This window comes from Algoriphagus formosus (assembly GCF_002807035.1).
Lineage (GTDB): Bacteria > Bacteroidota > Bacteroidia > Cytophagales > Cyclobacteriaceae > Algoriphagus > Algoriphagus formosus.
The window spans coordinates 1,005,649-1,023,106 of sequence record NZ_NIUC01000002.1; the positions used below are offsets into that span (position 1 = coordinate 1,005,649).

At 42.2% G+C, this 17,458-nt stretch carries 20 protein-coding genes; 11 read left to right on the top strand and 9 right to left on the bottom strand.

The genetic code is table 11. The features are described from left to right. Window positions 1–147 precede the first annotated feature (147 nt). Window positions 148–1,380 carry a cystathionine gamma-synthase family protein gene (locus CDH51_RS10525; protein WP_100628542.1) on the top strand — a complete coding sequence of 411 codons (1,233 nt, stop codon included), beginning with the start codon at window positions 148–150 and terminating at the stop codon, window positions 1,378–1,380. 72 nt (window positions 1,381–1,452) lie between these two features. Here CDH51_RS10525 and CDH51_RS10530 read toward each other — a convergent pair whose 3' ends face one another. Beyond that, window positions 1,453–1,977: a GNAT family N-acetyltransferase gene (locus tag CDH51_RS10530; RefSeq protein ID WP_024284367.1), complete on the bottom strand. Its 525-nt coding sequence runs from the start codon at window positions 1,975–1,977 to the stop codon at window positions 1,453–1,455. Window positions 1,978–2,062: 85 nt separating this feature from the next. Beyond that, window positions 2,063–3,139 carry a peptide chain release factor 1 gene (gene prfA, locus CDH51_RS10535; RefSeq protein WP_024284366.1) on the bottom strand — a complete coding sequence of 359 codons (1,077 nt, stop codon included), beginning with the start codon at window positions 3,137–3,139 and terminating at the stop codon, window positions 2,063–2,065. Window positions 3,140–3,255: 116 nt separating this feature from the next. Here prfA and CDH51_RS10540 point away from each other — a divergent pair, with 116 nt between their 5' ends. Next, the gene (locus tag CDH51_RS10540) at window positions 3,256–3,492 is read left to right on the top strand and encodes a Kazal-type serine protease inhibitor domain-containing protein (RefSeq protein ID WP_100628543.1); all 237 of its coding nucleotides are present in this window, start codon (window positions 3,256–3,258) and stop codon (window positions 3,490–3,492) included. A 27-nt stretch (window positions 3,493–3,519) separates the two neighbouring features. On the opposite strand, the gene glmS is transcribed toward CDH51_RS10540, so the two are convergent. The 3 genes from glmS to CDH51_RS10555 all read right to left on the bottom strand — a co-directional run bounded on the left by glmS (window position 3,520) and on the right by CDH51_RS10555 (window position 7,613). After that, complete coding sequence (gene glmS / locus CDH51_RS10545; RefSeq protein WP_100628544.1) at window positions 3,520–5,361, bottom strand: glutamine--fructose-6-phosphate transaminase (isomerizing); 1,842 nt, start codon at window positions 5,359–5,361, stop codon at window positions 3,520–3,522. 121 nt (window positions 5,362–5,482) lie between these two features. Continuing rightward, on the bottom strand, window positions 5,483–6,739 hold the full coding sequence (locus CDH51_RS10550) for a DUF4270 family protein (protein ID WP_157807085.1): 1,257 nt from the start codon (window positions 6,737–6,739) through the stop codon (window positions 5,483–5,485). 61 nt (window positions 6,740–6,800) lie between these two features. Beyond that, on the bottom strand, window positions 6,801–7,613 hold the full coding sequence (locus CDH51_RS10555; RefSeq protein ID WP_026946331.1) for a glycogen/starch synthase: 813 nt from the start codon (window positions 7,611–7,613) through the stop codon (window positions 6,801–6,803). A gap of 56 nt (window positions 7,614–7,669) precedes the next feature. On the opposite strand from CDH51_RS10555, the gene panC reads away from it, so the two are divergent. From panC to CDH51_RS10585, 6 genes are all read left to right on the top strand, one after another. Further along, window positions 7,670–8,587: a pantoate--beta-alanine ligase gene (gene panC / locus CDH51_RS10560; RefSeq protein ID WP_232724795.1), complete on the top strand. Its 918-nt coding sequence runs from the start codon at window positions 7,670–7,672 to the stop codon at window positions 8,585–8,587. A gap of 26 nt (window positions 8,588–8,613) precedes the next feature. Then, window positions 8,614–8,961: an aspartate 1-decarboxylase gene (gene panD / locus CDH51_RS10565; protein ID WP_026946329.1), complete on the top strand. Its 348-nt coding sequence runs from the start codon at window positions 8,614–8,616 to the stop codon at window positions 8,959–8,961. Then, complete coding sequence (locus CDH51_RS10570) at window positions 8,961–9,965, top strand: lysylphosphatidylglycerol synthase transmembrane domain-containing protein (protein ID WP_100628546.1); 1,005 nt, start codon at window positions 8,961–8,963, stop codon at window positions 9,963–9,965. Before panD ends, CDH51_RS10570 begins: the two co-directional genes overlap by 1 nt. A 31-nt stretch (window positions 9,966–9,996) precedes the next feature. After that, window positions 9,997–10,689 carry a zinc metallopeptidase gene (locus CDH51_RS10575; protein WP_394335570.1) on the top strand — a complete coding sequence of 231 codons (693 nt, stop codon included), beginning with the start codon at window positions 9,997–9,999 and terminating at the stop codon, window positions 10,687–10,689. Window positions 10,690–10,784: 95 nt separating this feature from the next. After that, entirely contained in the window at window positions 10,785–11,924 is a 1,140-nt protein-coding gene (locus CDH51_RS10580) for an acyl-CoA dehydrogenase (RefSeq protein WP_100628547.1), read from the top strand. 137 nt (window positions 11,925–12,061) lie between these two features. After that, on the top strand, window positions 12,062–12,988 hold the full coding sequence (locus tag CDH51_RS10585) for an AraC family transcriptional regulator (RefSeq protein WP_100628548.1): 927 nt from the start codon (window positions 12,062–12,064) through the stop codon (window positions 12,986–12,988). Here the strand turns inward: CDH51_RS10585 and CDH51_RS10590 are convergent. From CDH51_RS10590 to CDH51_RS10605, 4 genes are read right to left on the bottom strand one after another with little or no spacing between them, the layout of a single operon-like run. Further along, complete coding sequence (locus CDH51_RS10590; protein ID WP_100628549.1) at window positions 12,971–13,762, bottom strand: geranylgeranylglyceryl/heptaprenylglyceryl phosphate synthase; 792 nt, start codon at window positions 13,760–13,762, stop codon at window positions 12,971–12,973. The two genes, CDH51_RS10585 and CDH51_RS10590, sit on opposite strands and share 18 nt — an antisense overlap. Continuing rightward, on the bottom strand, window positions 13,725–14,102 hold the full coding sequence (locus CDH51_RS10595; protein WP_100628550.1) for a hypothetical protein: 378 nt from the start codon (window positions 14,100–14,102) through the stop codon (window positions 13,725–13,727). Before CDH51_RS10595 ends, CDH51_RS10590 begins: the two co-directional genes overlap by 38 nt. Then, the gene (locus tag CDH51_RS10600; RefSeq protein ID WP_081701412.1) at window positions 14,092–14,454 is read right to left on the bottom strand and encodes a phage holin family protein; all 363 of its coding nucleotides are present in this window, start codon (window positions 14,452–14,454) and stop codon (window positions 14,092–14,094) included. Before CDH51_RS10600 ends, CDH51_RS10595 begins: the two co-directional genes overlap by 11 nt. 60 nt (window positions 14,455–14,514) lie before the next feature. Continuing rightward, complete coding sequence (locus CDH51_RS10605) at window positions 14,515–15,114, bottom strand: YkgJ family cysteine cluster protein (protein WP_100628551.1); 600 nt, start codon at window positions 15,112–15,114, stop codon at window positions 14,515–14,517. Between the two features lie 171 nt (window positions 15,115–15,285). Between CDH51_RS10605 and CDH51_RS10610 the strand changes: the two genes are divergently transcribed. Genes CDH51_RS10610 through CDH51_RS10620 form a run of 3 tightly spaced genes read left to right on the top strand, consistent with a single transcriptional unit; the run spans window position 15,286 to window position 17,411 of the window. After that, a complete protein-coding gene (locus tag CDH51_RS10610; RefSeq protein WP_026946321.1) occupies window positions 15,286–16,008 on the top strand; it encodes an LOG family protein in 723 nt (240 codons plus the stop codon). Beyond that, the gene (locus CDH51_RS10615) at window positions 16,008–16,946 is read left to right on the top strand and encodes a lytic transglycosylase domain-containing protein (protein WP_100628552.1); all 939 of its coding nucleotides are present in this window, start codon (window positions 16,008–16,010) and stop codon (window positions 16,944–16,946) included. Before CDH51_RS10610 ends, CDH51_RS10615 begins: the two co-directional genes overlap by 1 nt. A gap of 18 nt (window positions 16,947–16,964) precedes the next feature. Beyond that, the gene (locus CDH51_RS10620; RefSeq protein WP_100628553.1) at window positions 16,965–17,411 is read left to right on the top strand and encodes an ABA4-like family protein; all 447 of its coding nucleotides are present in this window, start codon (window positions 16,965–16,967) and stop codon (window positions 17,409–17,411) included. Window positions 17,412–17,458: the final 47 nt, after the last annotated feature.

Sequence of the window (17,458 nt, forward strand, 5' to 3'; positions counted from 1 at the left end):
TGGCGATTGTAAAATTATATCTTTTTTATTCTATATTTTTAAAATATCATACCGTATCATATAATTAATCCAAATTATATTAGGTTTTTTCATTTGGGAATTCCGAAAATTTTTTGATGATTTGAGAAGAATATAAACCCAAATTTTATGCATTCACTTGCCCCAGAGAGTTTGATGATGTCGTATGGCTACAAGCCAGAATGGTCAGAAGGAGCTGTCAAATGTCCCATTTTCCAGACATCCACCTTCGTTTTCAAAAGTGCAAAAGAAGGAAAAGAGTTTTTTGAAATCGCCTATGGAAAAAGAGAAAAATCACCAGAGGAACAACCGGGCCTAATCTACTCCAGACTGAATAATCCAGACCTTCAAATTCTGGAGGAACGGCTGACACTATGGGATGGTGCAGATGAATGCGCTGTTTTCGAAAGTGGCATGTCTGCGATTTCGACTGTTTTACTAGAGTTTTTGAGACCTGGGGATGCTTTGCTATATAGTAAACCTGTCTATGGAGGAACGGATCACTTTATCAACAAAGTCTTGCCTCAATACGGGATTGAAGGTGTAGGTTTTACCAACGCCATGGATGAGGAAACTTTGATATCCATAGCTCAAGGGAAAAATGTGAAACTGATTTACATCGAAACTCCCGCTAACCCTACCAATGCCCTTTTCGATCTGACCCTTTGCAAAAAGGTAGCTGACCGGCTAAGTACCCCAGAAAATCAAGTTTATGTCGTAGTAGACAATACCTATATGGGGCCTCTTTGGCAACATCCTCTGAAGTTAGGAGCTGATTTGGTAGTTTATTCAGCGACCAAATATATTGGAGGGCATTCGGACTTGATAGCCGGTGCTGTCCTTGGGCGATCTGAATTAATGCAACGAGTACGAACGCTCCGGACTTTTTTGGGAAATATGGCAGGGCCATGGACCGGTTGGTTATTGATGAGAAGCCTAGAAACGCTGAAAGTAAGAATGACACAGCAGGCAATAAATGCCGAAAAAGTAGCCGATTTCCTTAAAAATCATCCAAAAGTAAGTAAGGTTTACTATTTAGGACATTTAGAAGAAGGTGACCCTCAATATGAGATTTTTAAGCATCAGCTGTCCTCAGCAGGTGCAATGGTCTCTTTTGACATAGAGGGAGGAGAAGAAGCGGCTTTCCGATTCCTAGACAACCTCAAACTCTTCAAACTAGCAGTTTCACTAGGTAGTACCGAGTCTCTTGCAGAACATCCGGCCACCATGACTCACAGTGATGTAGATGAAGGAGACCGGGCAGAAATTGGTATTTCTGAAAACCTAGTCAGGCTTTCTATCGGGGTGGAATATTTTGAAGACCTAATTTGGGATATCTCTGAGGCACTTGAAAAAGCTTAGAAAACGAAAAACCAAAATTCAAAGAGTACCCTTAACACTTGATATTTGCTACTAAATACTGGCTACTAAACATCACTCTTCCCCTCTGATTTTTACATATTGAAAAAGGTCTCCTACGGTTCCTCTTTTAACGTAGGCCTTTTTCAATATGGCTTCGGGAACATAGCCTGCCTTTTCTAGCACATTCATAGACTCTCCATTGTAATCAAAAACCTGGGCAAAAACCCGCTGAATATCAAAGCGCTCAAAAAGGTAATCGGTATAAAGTCTAACTGCTTCGGTAGCAATTCCTTTTCCCCAAAAAGGCTCTCCTACCCAGAACCCCAATTCCACGTTTGTTCGTAATTCATCTTTGCCTCGCTCCGAACCTATAGCTCCAGCTAACTTGCCCTCGAATTCGATCGCGAAGTTTTGCGGGGGATTAAATTTTTGATTATGCTCAATCCAGTGACGGGCATCATGGATGGTATATGGTTGCGGGAAACTGTCCCGCAAATTCATCGCTATTTTGGGATTATTAGCCAAAGGATATAATTGGTGGAAGTGATTTTCATTCCACGTTACCAGCTTAATTTCTTTTTCTCCTGCAAGTATCATAACAGCAATTCCTAACAATCAGGGAATATAACTCCCTATCCAAGCAATCTACAAAAATAGCCCCAGTTTTACGCAAAAGGTCAATTTATTCTTCCAGACCAGAGTTTTGCATTTTCTCAAGGTTTTCTGCCAAGCGCAAGGCAGAAATAAACTCTTCAATATTCCCATCCATCACTTCGGGGAGATTATAGACGGTCTTGTTGATTCGGTGATCAGTCACCCGAGACTGGGGATAGTTATAGGTTCGGATTTTATCTGATCGATCTCCACTACCTACCATGGATTTACGCTGCGCTCCCACGGATTCATTGTGCTTGGCTAGTTCGATCTCATATAGTCTGGATCGAAGGACCTTCAGCGCTTTCTCAAAGTTTTTGATTTGAGACTTTTCATCCTGACAGGTCACCACCAATCCTGTGGGATTGTGGGTCAATCGAACCGCCGAATAGGTAGTATTGACAGACTGGCCACCTGGACCGGAGGAGCAGTAGGTATCCTTCCGAATATCATTCATATCGAGATGAACCTCAACTTCATCCATTTCAGGTAGCACGGCCACTGAAGCGGCAGAGGTATGTACCCGACCCTGAGATTCTGTAGCCGGCACACGCTGCACTCGATGTACTCCGGATTCATATTTGAGCATGCCATACACATCTGCCCCGGATACCGTAGCAATGATCTCTTTGTAGCCTCCTGCAGAGCCAAAAGTCAAATCTAAAACGGTCAACTTCCACCCTTGCATCTCACAGAATCGCTGATACATTCTGAATAAGTCGCCTGCAAAAATCGCTGCCTCATCGCCTCCTGTACCACCTCGGATTTCTAAAATACAGTCCTTAGAATCGTTGGGATCTTTAGGAATCAAGAGTTGCTTGAGATGCTCTTCCATCGAATCCTTACGCTCTCGCAATTCATCCAGCTCAGATTTGGCCATTTCGCGAAAATCAGGATCTTTTTCCTTTTCTAAAATCTCCTTTGAGCTATCAATATTTTGAAGAATCAACTTGTACTCGTCATATGCTTCCACTACCTTTTCAAGGTCTTTATACTCCTTGGTGAGCTTGGCATACTTACTCATATCCGACATGGATTCGGGCAGGATGATGAGTTGTCCAACTTCTTCAAATCTCTCTTTTAGGGCCTGTAATTTATCTAGCATGGTTTTTTCTTCGCTTTGCAAAAGTAAGGATTAATTCTCGCTTGGGAAGAAGAGACAATATTCCAGATGTATCATTTTCGAACTCCTTTTCGTTCCAGCACCATAGATTGACTCATATGAAGGTATTCCAGAATGCTAGCTTTATTTTTCTTGTTTTACTTCTAGCAAATTGCTCGGAGGACACCCAAATTCATGATTGTATCGATCGGTCTAAAATCAACCTAGATGCAGCGTGCATTACCCTCTATGAACCTGTCTGCGGTTGTGATGGAAAAACCTACAGCAATGAGTGCAATGCCATTAATTCAGGAGTCACCAGCTTTTCCTCAAGAGCTTGCGATGAAAAAAATTAAGGCTCCGTTGATTTGGAGCCTTATTTCTTATTCGACTGTAACAGATTTCGCCAAATTTCTCGGCTGATCCACATTACAACCACGCATCACGGCTATATGATAAGAGAGCAGTTGTAGTGGCACAACGGCGACTAGTGGCGCAAAAGCTTCGTGGGTTTCAGGAATTTCAATCACGTGATCTGCCATACCCCGCACCTGTGTATCTCCCTCAGTGACTACTGCGATGACCTTTCCTTTTCTGGCCTTCACCTCCTGAATATTAGAGACTACCTTTTCATAAGAGCTATCCTGCGTAGCAATAAAAATTACAGGCATTTCTTCATCAATCAAGGCGATCGGACCATGCTTCATCTCTGCAGCTGGATAGCCTTCCGCATGGATATAAGAAATCTCCTTCAACTTCAAAGCACCTTCCAGAGCAACCGGAAAATTATATCCACGGCCTAGATAAAGGGCATTTCGTACATCTTTGTATTCTGAGGCGATGTACTCAATTTGCTTATTGGATTCCAATGCCTTTTCTACCTTAGAAGGAATGGCTTCTAGCTCATGAAGCAACTGGATATAGCGTCCTTCAGGCAAAGTACCACGCTGATAGCCCAACTTAAGCGCCATCATCGCCAAGACTGAAATCTGAGCAGTAAATGCTTTGGTCGAAGCCACACCAATTTCTGGTCCTGCGTGAGTGTAAGAACCAGCATGCGTCGCCCGGGGGATGGAAGATCCCACCACATTACATACACCAAAAATGGTAGCTCCTTTGGACTTGGCAAGCTCAATAGCTGCTAAGGTATCAGCTGTCTCTCCGGATTGGGAGATCGCAATCACAAAATCTCGATCATTGATCACCGGGTTTCGGTATCGGAATTCCGAAGCATATTCTACTTCGACCGGGACCCGGGCAAATTCCTCAAATAAATACTCAGCGACTAGCCCTGCGTGCCAAGAAGTTCCGCAAGCCGTGATTATGATTCGTTCGGCATTCTGGAATTTATTCATGTAATCACGCAAACCGCCCAAAACTAAACGGCCTGACTTTGCATCCAATCGTCCTCGAAGACAGTCAGCGATGGACTTCGGCTGCTCATAGATTTCCTTCATCATGAAATGCTCATAGCCACCTTTTTCGATAGCCTCAAGCTCCATTTCCAGCTGATTGATGTAAGGATTGGTCTCCACATTTTCAATTGTCTTGACCTGAAGACGTCCATTTCGGATCACTGCAATTTCGTAGTCATCCAGATACACCACCTTATTGGTGTATTCAATGATGGGGGTAGCATCAGATGCCAAAAAGTATTCATCCTCTCCCACTCCTATCACGAGAGGGGAACCCTTTCTGGCCGCTATCAAGGTATCCGGTTCTTCCAGATTAATCAAAACGATAGCATAAGCACCGACTACTTTATGAAGGGCAAGTCGTAATGCCTCTTCAAGCGAACACTGATTGTGTTTTTGAATATCTTCGATAAACTTGATAAAAACTTCCGTGTCCGTTTCGGACTGAAAAGTATAGCCTTTTTGGAGAAGGTCTTTCTTTAGGACCTCGTAGTTTTCTATGATCCCATTATGGATCATGGCTAGTTTCTCCGAAGAAGAATAATGGGGGTGTGCATTGACATCATTAGGCTCTCCATGAGTAGCCCAACGGGTATGCCCGATTCCTATTTTAGACTGGATAGCTCCATTCGATTCAAGATGCTTTTCCAGTTCAGAGACTTTTCCTTTCTTTTTGTAAATACTCAGGCCTTTTTGATCCAACAGGGCTACTCCGGCACTGTCGTATCCTCGGTATTCCAAACGCTTGAGTCCTTTGATAATGATGGGCAAAGCTTCCTGCTGCCCCACATACGCTACAATTCCGCACATATTGAAAAATAATTTAAGGTAAATTGAACTTCCACAAAGAAACAGCTTTCATGCCAAAAAAAAGAATCCACTTTCTTAAAATTTGAAAGTGGATTCTAATTACTTTTTCGAAAACGATTGCTTATCGAATTTTCGAGTAAATCACTCTGACTTTTATATTGTTATCCCTAACCTTAAACTGTCTAAACGAGCGTTTAAAGTCATCACCAGTAGTCTCAGGAGAGTTGCCGTACAATAACCAATCCCTGTTCAAAATTTCACCCCTAAAAACCGCATTCAAATAAGAAGTGATTCCTAATCGATAAATATTTTCATTTTGATTATACCTAGCGATGGCAGGAGCATTGAATGAGGGTAGAATTTGCCCGCTCTCATCCTCTTCAGTCTGAGGTAACCCATCTCGCTGAACCGTTATCGGTTGACCATCCGATCTGGTCAAAATTTCATTCGTATCATCAGTAAAGTAAGCGACAAAGCTTGAAGGAGGATTTTGGCCATCAGGAACTGATTCAATTTCACCCAACTCAAAAACAACTTGCTTAAAGATCACGCCTGAGAGAGTATCTAAAAACTCATCCACAGGATCAGTGTTGATCTTGATAGCCATACCCAAATTGGATTTCATTCCAGATAAATCACCTGTCTTGTATGCAACTTGGTTTTCAGTTACTACAGCTGTGGGAGTCCCAGATCGATCACTTTTCACAGAATTGAAGCTTCTTGAAGAAGCGGTACTGATCTCATAAGTAGTCGCTACCGTATCTCCCGGGTAGTGAAAGAAGGTGGTGATGCCTGTTTCAAATCCCAAATTGACACCGATGGTTGTATTATCACCTTCACGCGCCTTGATGGCTACTCCAGGAAAATACTCACGGAAAGTAAAAAGATTGTTGAACTCTGTGCCACGCTTCATTTTACCGAAGAGCTCTTCTGCGAAAGCTTCAGTCACAGGGATCATCAAAGTCGTATCCTTGGTTTCACCAAATTCAATCTCAGAGCTAGCTATTGGATTCTCTTCAAAGCTCAACTCATTGAAATTGTAATAGAGTGTATCTTGGAGCTGCTCGGTCAGCCGGTGGATGCTGTAGAATTTTGGGTCTTCTAAACCCTGTCCATTGACAGATACCACATCCAGGTTGAAGAACATGGAGTCTAAAATAGCCTCAGATTCCGGTCTTTTTTCCACGGCATTGATAAACAAACGGGTGAAACCCATTCCGGAAGTCTTACCGAAATAATCATCCTGCTCTTCCCCTACGACCAAAATACTTTGATTGGTCGTGTTAAAAGAGTCCAATAACACGACTTCCGCAGGTAGCTCGAAATCCACAAAGAAAACTCCCACTTGGTTGTTTCCCGGTGCTAATTCGATACCCACGGAAGACGGGTCAGAACAAGAATTTAAGAAAATGGTAAATACCAGCGCAAAAGCGAATGCTTTAGCCTGCCAAATTGGTGTAAATATCGTAGAGCTCTTCGTGAGCCTGCTCCTCTTCTTCAATACTGATTTCAAACTTCTTGTCTTTAGAGAAATCCTCGATTAGTTGGTTTAGATCTTTCGATACTTCACCGCCTTTGACTACTAGGTCGGCATATTCCATGCCCATGCGGATAAAGCCTTCGAAATCTTTGCTTTCCAAAGGTGCTAAAATCGTGTCATCTATGTCCACCATCTTAACCTTGTTTAACAAATCATCGCCAAAGGTATGAGAAAATCCATTGTTGTAGATAGCAAATACGGATTTTGTGTCCTTGAAAAGAGGCTCGTTTTTGTAAGTAGTCTTCAGATACATCGGAATGAGTGAAGTCATCCAATCATTACAGTGTACGATATCTGGAGCCCAACCTAGTTTTTTGACGGTTTCGATCACGCCTTTACAGAAGAAGATCGCACGCTCGTCGTTATCTTCATAAAATTTCTGCTGCTTATCATGAAAGACACTCTTTCGCTGAAAGTAGTCCTCATTGTCGATGAAATAAACCTGCAACTTCGCCTGAGGGATGGAAGCCACCTTGATGACTAGTGGTTTTTCTTCTTCTCCTACGGCAATGTTGATCCCTGAAAGCCTAACTACTTCATGAAGTCGGTTTTTGCGCTCATTGATAAGCCCAAATCGAGGCACCAAAATACGGATCTCCATACCGCGCTCTTGCATGGCTTGAGGGAGTGTTCGTAAGAATTGGGCTACTTCGGAAGTTTGGAGAAAAGGGTTGATTTCACTAGCAACGTAGAGGATACGTAATTTGGACATATTAAGTGTTTTTTTAGTAAAGTGATAAACAACGACGCAAAGATAATAAAAAAAGGGTGAAAAGCCTTGTTTTTCTGAATATTAATCTAGTTTTGCGGCATCTTCCCCAAGCTATTTCCCAAAGCGTGCAGGTATTCTACACTGGAGCCGAATGGTCAGAAATCCGCCTCCGACTTCTTCAGAAAAACTTTCGAATAGGGCTCGTCCCAACAATGGGCGCATTGCACCAAGGCCATCTCGACCTGGTAAAAAGGTCTAAAGAAAATTGCGATGTGACGGTTGTCTCCATTTTCGTCAATCCCACTCAATTCAACAATCCGGAGGACTTTGCCAAGTACCCACAAAGTCTAAATGATGACTTGGATCTTTTGAAAACTGAGGGTGCGGATTATGTTTTTACTCCTTCTGTAGAAACCATGTATCCTCAAAAATCTCAAATGACGCTGGACTTCGGCCCGCTGGAGCGAGTGCTAGAAGGAGCCTTCCGACCTGGGCATTTCAATGGAGTGGGACTGATTGTTTCCAAGCTTTTTCATCTGATTCAACCTCATGTAGCCTTTTTCGGACAAAAAGACTTGCAGCAAGTGGCGATCATCAAGCGGCTCGTGTTGGACCTTTCTTTTCCTATCGAAATCCAAACAGTTCCTACTCGCCGGGAAAACGATGGCTTAGCGATGTCATCCCGCAACCGCCGGCTTGACGCAGTCTCTAGAGAAAAGTCCCTGCTTTTATTTCAATCCTTATCATGGGCTAAAGAGGAACTTTTAAATGGCACAAGTTGGTTGGAAGTTCAACAAAAAGTCAACCGTAATTTTAAGCAAACTGAAGGTGTAAGTTTGGAATATTTTGAATTGGTAGGGACGGAAAGTTTCGAAATTTTGAAGGCTTTTGACCCCAATCAAAAAAGCTCCCTTTGCGTAGCCGCCGAGGTTGGAAAAGTGAGATTGATCGACAACTTACCAGTAAATGCTTAGATTTGCGGCCTAAAAAAACAAAGCCAATGCAAATTCAAATCATGAAGTCTAAAATCCACCGGGTGAAAATTACCCAGGCGGAGCTTCATTATGTAGGGTCCATTACCATCGATGAAGATTTGATGGATGCGGCCAATCTAATCGAAAATGAAAAAGTCCAAATCGTCAACATCAATAATGGTGAGAGATTGGAAACCTACGTGATCAAAGGTGAGCGCGGAAGCGGAAAAATTTGCCTGAATGGTCCTTCTGCTAGAAGAGTTGCCGTGGGAGATATGATCATTATTTTTTCTTACGGGATCATGGATTTTGAAGAAGCAAAAAAATTCAAACCAACCATCATCTTCCCTGATGATCAAAATCAATTGATTTGATGCTTCACCCTAGAATCAAACAGATCCTACAAGTGCTAATTTCTTTGGGATTAGCCGTGTGGATTTTTTGGTTCTTGTATAAAGATATCGAGGTAGAAATACTCTGGAGCCAGGTAAAAACCAGTAATTGGTTTTGGATTAGCTTTTCCTTGATAATATCCCTTTTCGGGTTTTGGCTCCGTGGTTGGAGATGGACCTTGCTGATGGATATGTCTGAGGGAAAGAAGGTCACCTACGGCGAATCTTACCATGCAGTGATGGTTGGCTATCTAGCAAACCTAGTCGTGCCACGGGCTGGTGAGGTCGCTCGCTGTGGGGTTTTGACACGCACCAATGGAATCTCCCTTGGCCAGCTCCTTGGTACCGTCATTATCGAACGATCCATTGATCTTCTTTTTCTAGTCGGGACTATACTCCTGGCATTTCTAATAGAAAATCAACTTTTTATCAGCCTAGCCAACCAATTGGTCAATTTGGAGCAAATCTTCCAAGGAATTTTGGATAATCTTCCATTGATAATTGGTGCTTTTGGAGTATTGGTTCTCTTTGGATATTTAATCTTCCGCCGATTCCGGCAAAGTGGACTAATTCAAAAAATCCAGGGTTTCCTTCGCGATATTTATGGTGGGGTGAAAGGAATCAGTCGATTAAGCAATCCATGGGGCTTTTGGCTGAGTTCATTGCTGATTTGGATTATTTATTTTTCGACCATGTATGCCGTATCCATGGGGATTGCAAGTACTGCCAATTTGTCTCCCGGCGAGGTGCTTTTAGTCATGGTAATGGGTAGTATTGGCATGGTAGCGCCAGTTCAGGGTGGTATTGGTACCTTTCATGCACTCGTGGCCTTTATTTTGATACAGTTGGGAATAGCGGAGCAGGACGGAAAAATCTTTGCGGCAATAATCCACGGAACACAGCTGATTCTTATTCTCATTGCAGGGCTGATTTCTTGGGTTTATATGTTGCAAAAACCCGCTTGGAAAAAACCTGAATCCGCGTAATTTCGTACTCAACCAAAAACTGAATTAGAACATGATATTGTTGATAGTAATTGTCGTTTTCTTCGCCATCATCGGATCGGTGGTGAGCAATCGACTGAAAAGCAAATTTAAAAAGTACTCTCAGACAGCCCTTCAGGCAAATCTATCGGGTGCAGAAATTGCCAAACTTATGCTTGCGGATAATAATATCCACGACGTGCAAGTGGTATCGGTTGAAGGTCAGTTGACAGACCACTACAATCCAATGAACAAAACTGTAAACTTGAGCCCTGATGTATATTATGGTCGAAATGCCGCTGCAGCTGCCGTAGCAGCTCACGAATGTGGTCACGCCGTACAACATGCTACCAAATATGCCTGGCTTAATTTCCGATCTGCCATGGTTCCGCTGCAGAACATTTCGGGCAAGATTTTGAATATTGTGTTGATTGCTTCGCTCTTTGGTGGCTTTGCTTTGGGGCTTCCTTATGAGTTTGTCGGTTACATCGTAGTCGGCTCTTATGGTGTGATGACCCTATTCACTCTGGTGACGCTTCCTGTAGAATTTGATGCTTCCAATCGAGCTTTGGCTTGGGTCCAAAATCGTAATATTGTCACTTCTTCAGAATACGCCATGTCAAAAGACGCGTTGAAGTGGGCAGCCATGACTTATGTAGTCGCTGCATTGGCCTCTTTAGCGACCTTAGCATACTATATATTTATTTTCTTTGGGAATCGAGATTGATTCAAATCAAAATAAAATTCGGAAAGGGGCAACATTTTGCCCCTTTTCTTTTTTTACTATAAATTTCAACACGTAAAATAAACCCGAATTATATAATGAATTTTGAACTGACTGAAGAGCATATTGCAGTAAGAGATGCAGCGAGGGAATTTACTCAAGCAGAACTGCTACCGGGAGTCATCGACAGAGATACCGAAGCCCGATTTCCTAAGGAGCAAATCCAAAAAATGGGCGAATTAGGATTCATGGGAATGATGGTTGACCCTAAGTATAATGGAGGCGGAATGGATACGCTTTCTTACGTATTGGCTATGGAGGAAATCTCCAAAATCGATGCTTCAGCTTCTGTGTCCATGTCTGTCAACAATTCGCTTGTTTGCTGGGGATTGGAAAAATACGGTACCGAAGAACAAAAAGAGAAATATCTGAAGCCATTGGCTACTGGAGAGATTCTTGGTGCGTTTTGCCTTTCTGAGCCTGAAGCAGGGTCGGATGCTACCTCACAACGAACTGAAGCCAAGCTCGAAGGGGATCATTATATTCTAAACGGGACCAAAAACTGGATTACCAATGGGTCCTCAGCAAGCGTTTATTTAGTGATCGCACAGACAGACGCTAGTAAAGGGCATAAAGGAATCTCAGCATTTATCGTAGAAAAAGGCTGGGAAGGATTTATCATTGGTAAAAAAGAAGATAAATTGGGTATCCGAGGAAGTGATACGCACTCCCTGATGTTTAATGATGTAAAAGTCCCAATCGAAAATAGAATCGGTGACGAGGGTTTTGGCTTTACCTTTGCAATGGAAACCCTCAATGGAGGCCGTATCGGTATTGCTGCACAGGCATTAGGCATAGCTGCTGGAGCTTATGAATTAGCACTGGCCTATTCTAAGGAGCGAAAGGCTTTTGGCAAACCCATCAGTCAGCATCAGGCTATTCAGTTTAAACTAGCGGATATGGCTACTCAAATTGAAGCTGCCCGAATGCTGGTATATAAAGCTGCATGCATCAAGGATCAGGGTGAAGACTACGCACATGCATCAGCTATGGCCAAACTCTATGCTTCGGAAGTTGCGATGAATGTGACAGTGGAAGCTGTACAAGTCCATGGAGGATATGGATATGTCAAGGAGTATCATGTGGAGCGCTTGATGCGTGATGCCAAGATCACTCAGATATATGAAGGAACATCAGAAATTCAAAAAATAGTGATATCGAGAAACCTTCTCAAGTAAGTATTACTAACCAGAATATAGGCGCAATTCAAAAAATTGCGCCTTTTTTTATTATTTTTTTTCCTTTTCAATAAATACTCTAATTTTTACAAAAGAAAAGTGCTATTTTTGTAATCAGTATTTAATGAAATATTTTAATGGAATATTACAATAAGTTAATTGAATCGGTAAATATTCGCTTCCTCCGCGGATTCAATTACCAAGTTCAGAAGCCTTTCTCCGTGGCAGACCATAAGGAATTTGATAATATGCTAATTCTTCTCCACAATGGCACTGTCAAATTTGGTGAGGATCAAGAACTATTGAATGAAGGGGAAGTCTTATTTCTCCCGGGTGAAAAAAAGACCCCACTGACCATAGGAGGAGGAAATAAGCACGTGGATATTTCCATGGATAAGTTTCAGGAAAACAAACGAAAGTACCTCCAAAGTGTCAGCTTCAAAGAAATCAGAAACTCTGAAGAAGACTGCATCTCCGTAGTCAGCTTTGAATCAAAGGTATTCGATGTAGTCAACCTCTTCAATAGCTTAGATATTCCTCCCTTTATCATCCGATTCAATGACCGAATCGCTATTTTGATAGAAGATATTATGAAGGAAGTAGAGCAAACTTCCATCGGAAAAGAGCGTTCACTTCGAGCACTCAGTGAAGCATTGGTGATTGAGATTTTGAGACATATTCTGAAAAACAGACTATTTGTCGAAGAGCTTTCGACCAATGTGACCTACTTCAAAGACCCTAGATTGATAGAACTGTTCAAATTCATCAAGACCAATCTCGGAGGAGATCTTTCTAATAAGGTGCTAGCTCAAGTAGCCAATGTCTCTGAAGATTACGTGGGCCAATATTTTAAAATGCTTACGGGCATAAATCCACAAGACTACATTGAGTATCAGCGAATGGAAGCTGCTGTAGACCTTCTTCGAACTACCAAAAAATCTATTCGAGATATCGGAAAAGAGGTAGGCTACAAGGATACTGCCTATTTCTGCAGAAGATTTAAAATGATGTATGGAGTACCAGCCGGGAAAATGCGTCGCCGCGAATCACTCATCAATGTGTAAAGCAGCATTGTAAAACCGCTTATAATCTAAAGCCTCGATCAAAAAATCGGGGTTTTTTTGTGCCTGATTTCCAATCACAATCAAATCAGCATCTGCATCGAAGCAACGCTGAACCTTTTCTAGGCTATCCAAGCCACCTCCAACTATCAAAGGCCTGTTTACAACACTTTTGACTGCTTTGATCACTTCAGGAGATACTGTCGAATCCGATCCGCTTCCAGCATCAAGATAAAAATGACGCATCCCCAAGTACTTTCCAGCAAGCGCTGTATTGACTATCTGATCAATATTTTGATTTAACAAAGGAAAGGTTTCGGATTTTCGATGGACACTGCAGATATCTCCATCATTGACTAGTAAATAGGCCATAGACAATATCTCTAACTGACTTGATCTAAGCTTCTCTACTGCTTTGACTTGTTGCCCGATGAGATATTCGGGGTTTCTACCAGACAACAAGCTCAAAAACAAAAGCGCATCTGCCTGATCACTAATTTGCAGTTCGGAACCTGGGAAAATCACCTTCGGGATTGATGGAAGCTTTTGTTGAAGGGCAGAAATCAACTCATCTACACCTGTCGTAAGTCCCTGACTACCTCCTATAAAAATCAAATCCAACTCAGCTTGAGAAGCCTGCCAAAAAAATTCTTCTTCAAGCTTTCCAAAATCAAACTCATCTGGATCGATCAACCATGCGACCCCTCTTTTACTGGAAAGGCTAAGATCATTCAGTATCTCACTGACCTTTTTCGAACGTCTCTGTTTGATCTGCATTGAATAAATCCTTGAGATATTTCTCTTTTGCCAATGCAAGGCCTGCTATCAGCAATCGCTGACCGATTCCAGGCCAAAACGTAGCTTTTTCGGACTTGGTAATCTTCTTCTCAAGATCCTTGTCCAGCAACCCTTCTCGCTGCAATACCTCTAGTACTTTATCAGTTTTCCGGGAAGACTTTTTCTTTTTAAGCTGAACTACTGCCATAACCAGCAGGGCCCCAGCCAAAACTGCTCCACCGACTTTGGCCCAGTCCTCAGATTCCTTTTTTAGTAACTCAAGCTGCTTTTGAAGCGTTTGCTCTAGCTCTTCAGTTTGACGTTCCAGTTCACTCTTCATCGGACTTAAAATTTTTAGCTGCAGTTCCAATAAAATTCTTCAACCCATTTTGGATATTTTGCTTGAAAGATTTCGAGTCTCGCACCTTGTAAAGAATCAATATCATCAGCAAAAACAGTAGTCCTACGATCAAGAAGCCGCTAAATGGACTTTCGAGATAACTGCTCAGAAAAAAGGCCAAAGCCAAACTCAAAAATAACAAGACCAAAAGCATCAATCCTCCAATCACCACCAGCAAAAAGATTCTGGAAGTCAGTGTCAGGATTTCCTCCTGAATGTCTTGTTTGATCAGATTGATTCGAGTCTCGACCAATTTTTTGATGGTCTGAGTGATTTCAGAAATATTGAGCATACCAAAAATCTAACAATTGTTCGTTGGACGAATATAACTTAATTGAGAAGAGCAAAAAAATCAATAATCCTCAAGCGTCTCAGATTCCTCATAAAACTTATAGCGCAGGACCAGTTCAATCGCTATGCGAATGGCCTGATTGATGGGATAAGTTTCAGTCAGAAAAGCATCAATATCAGCAAGCTTGGAATAGTAAGTGGATGCCATCGGAACCTGCAGCTCATGCTTAATGGCAGCACTTGCTTTCGCAAAAGCTTCCGGCTTTGCTTCTTTGAGAACCTTACATAGGATCAATTCTTTTTCACCCTGCTTATTGCGACGTGCAGAACTTGAAAAAAGCCTACAAATCAGGCCCCTGTGAGTATGTTGGCTACAAAAACCTTTGCTACCATCTTCAGAGGTGGGACGATAAAGCAGACAAAACCCTTCCGATCCCAGAGAATCAAGCATGCGTAAATTTGACTCGATAGCTCCATTTTCATAAAGCTCCAAGGCAAATGGCAAAAACTCCAAAGGACTGGCTGGTACCTTTGGATTAGCACAGCATTTCCCACACCCTACCACACAAGACAAACCTGCTTGCTGGACAAAGTCCCTACTCTCGACTTCAAGCTCCCGGAATACCTCCAGAACTGCTTGAGACTTTTCGCTTAGCTTCAAGAATTCAATGAATAATCCACAAAATTACTACGCAATCTACCGAATTGATTCTCCCTACTGTAAATTTTTTCTAACTTCAATTCAGGAATTGAAATGGCAAATGCCCAAATTTTTAAATAAAAGACAGACTATTTAGGTCCTGAATCGTTTTAGCAGAAAAAGAATTTAGATATGAGCGAAAAAGAACTGATCAAGCAAGATGAAAAAATCAGAAAGGCATTTAAGGAGCGAGACTGGAGTGAGATAAAAAGCGCAGACTCTTGGGCGATTTTTAAAGTGATGTCCGAATTTGTAGAGGGATTCGAAAAACTCGCTAAAATCGGTCCTTGTGTGTCAATTTTTGGATCAGCACGAACACCACGGGACCACAAGCACTATCAAATGGCTGAAGAAATCGCCGCCAAACTCGTCCGCCATGGCTATGGGGTGATTACTGGTGGCGGACCGGGCATTATGGAGGCGGGTAATAAAGGAGCCCATTCGGAGGGAGGTAAATCCGTAGGCCTGAACATAGTCCTACCTTTCGAGCAATTCAATAACATCTACATCGATCGCGATAAGCTTTTGACCTTTGATTACTTTTTCGTCAGAAAAGTAATGTTTGTCAAATACTCCCAAGGCTTTGTGGTTCTTCCGGGAGGATTCGGGACGATGGATGAGTTTTTTGAAGCGCTTACCCTAATCCAAACCAACAAAATCGGCCGTTTCCCTATCGTCTTGGTTGGTAAAAACTACTGGGAAGGCTTAGTGGACTGGATAAAAAGCACCCTTTTAGAAAATAAATACATTAGCCCGGAAGACTTGGACTTATTTTCAGTTGTAGAAAATGCCACAGAAGCGGTGCAAGTAATTGATGACTTCTACAACAAATACCTACTCAGCCCGAATTTCTAATGCCTCGATACCACCTGTTTTTCATTTACGGCATGTTGGCCCTATGTCTAGCTGGCATTGGGGCCATCCTGCTTCAAAAACCCACAAGAGATACCACTGGGCCACAATTTATGGACCGGCAGCAGGGAATGTCACCCATTCCTTTGGACTCAATCCGGATTTTTCCGATTCCCGATACCCTGAGTTTTGCGGGAGAAAGAGTACCGCTGGATAGACAAGATATCTTTGAGCGTCTGGAGCGGGAGATTTATTCCATAGCCTATTGGCAGTCCAATACCGTACTCCTGATGAAGCGCTCCGCAAAATATCTTCCTGAAATCTCCAAAACACTTCAGGAACAAGGAGTACCGGATGATTTCAAATACTTAGCCATGGCCGAATCAGGTTTGGCGAATGTCACCTCACCTGCCGGAGCTAGAGGCTTTTGGCAGTTTATGCAAGGCACAGCCAAAGATTTTGGCCTGGAGGTCAATCGCAATGTCGATGAACGATACCATTGGCAAAAGGCTACCAAAGCAGCAACAGCCTACTTAAATCAAGCCCACAAAAAGTTTGGAAATTGGACAGCAGTAGCGGCTAGTTATAATATGGGTCAGGCTGGTTTCTCCAGAAGGCAATCTGAGCAGCTGGAGGAAGATTATTATCAGCTATTGCTGAATGACGAGACGAGCAGATACATTTTTAGGATTTTGGCTTATAAAGTGATCTTTGAAAATCCTCAAGATTATGGCTTCAATCTACGTCCAAAAGACTACTATCACGATCCAGAGATGGAAATAGTAACCGTAGATAAAGACATCTCCAACTTAGCCGAATGGGCAAAAGGCCAAGGTTATAGCTACAAGGAACTCAAGCTTTATAATCCCTGGATGCGAGAGCGAAATCTAAATGTACGAAGAGGAAGAACTTACCAAATCCTCCTGCCAAAAAAATCATAAAACTTAAATTCCAAGAGCATGAATTCAGCAGAAAATGTTTTTTTGACCGTCAATTCAATCGCCTTTTTCTGCTGGATTTTTTTATTTGTCTTTTACGAAAAGACATGGATTTATAAGGCGCTCTTTTCCTTTGTCATGGTTGGACTTGCCTTGACTTATGCATTTTTCATTACGCAGGCACTGACAGGGGAGAGTCAAGGTGGTTTCGATACATTAGGCAATCTAAAGTTACTTTTCGAGGATGATTTAGCCGTTTTGGCTGGCTGGATCCACTATTTGGTATTTGATTTATTTGTTGGGATGTGGATATGTAGGGATTCCACTAAGCGAAATATTGGAAGATGGTGGATTTTATCTTGCCTTATCTTCACCTTTATGATGGGACCTGTTGGTTTACTACTCTACTTCATCATTCGGGCCAGCAAATCAGGAAAATACCTGCAGGATCCGTTTTCTGCAGGCTGAAAATCCTAAGTAACTTCCATCTGAAGATTTATTTTTCTAATAGGTAT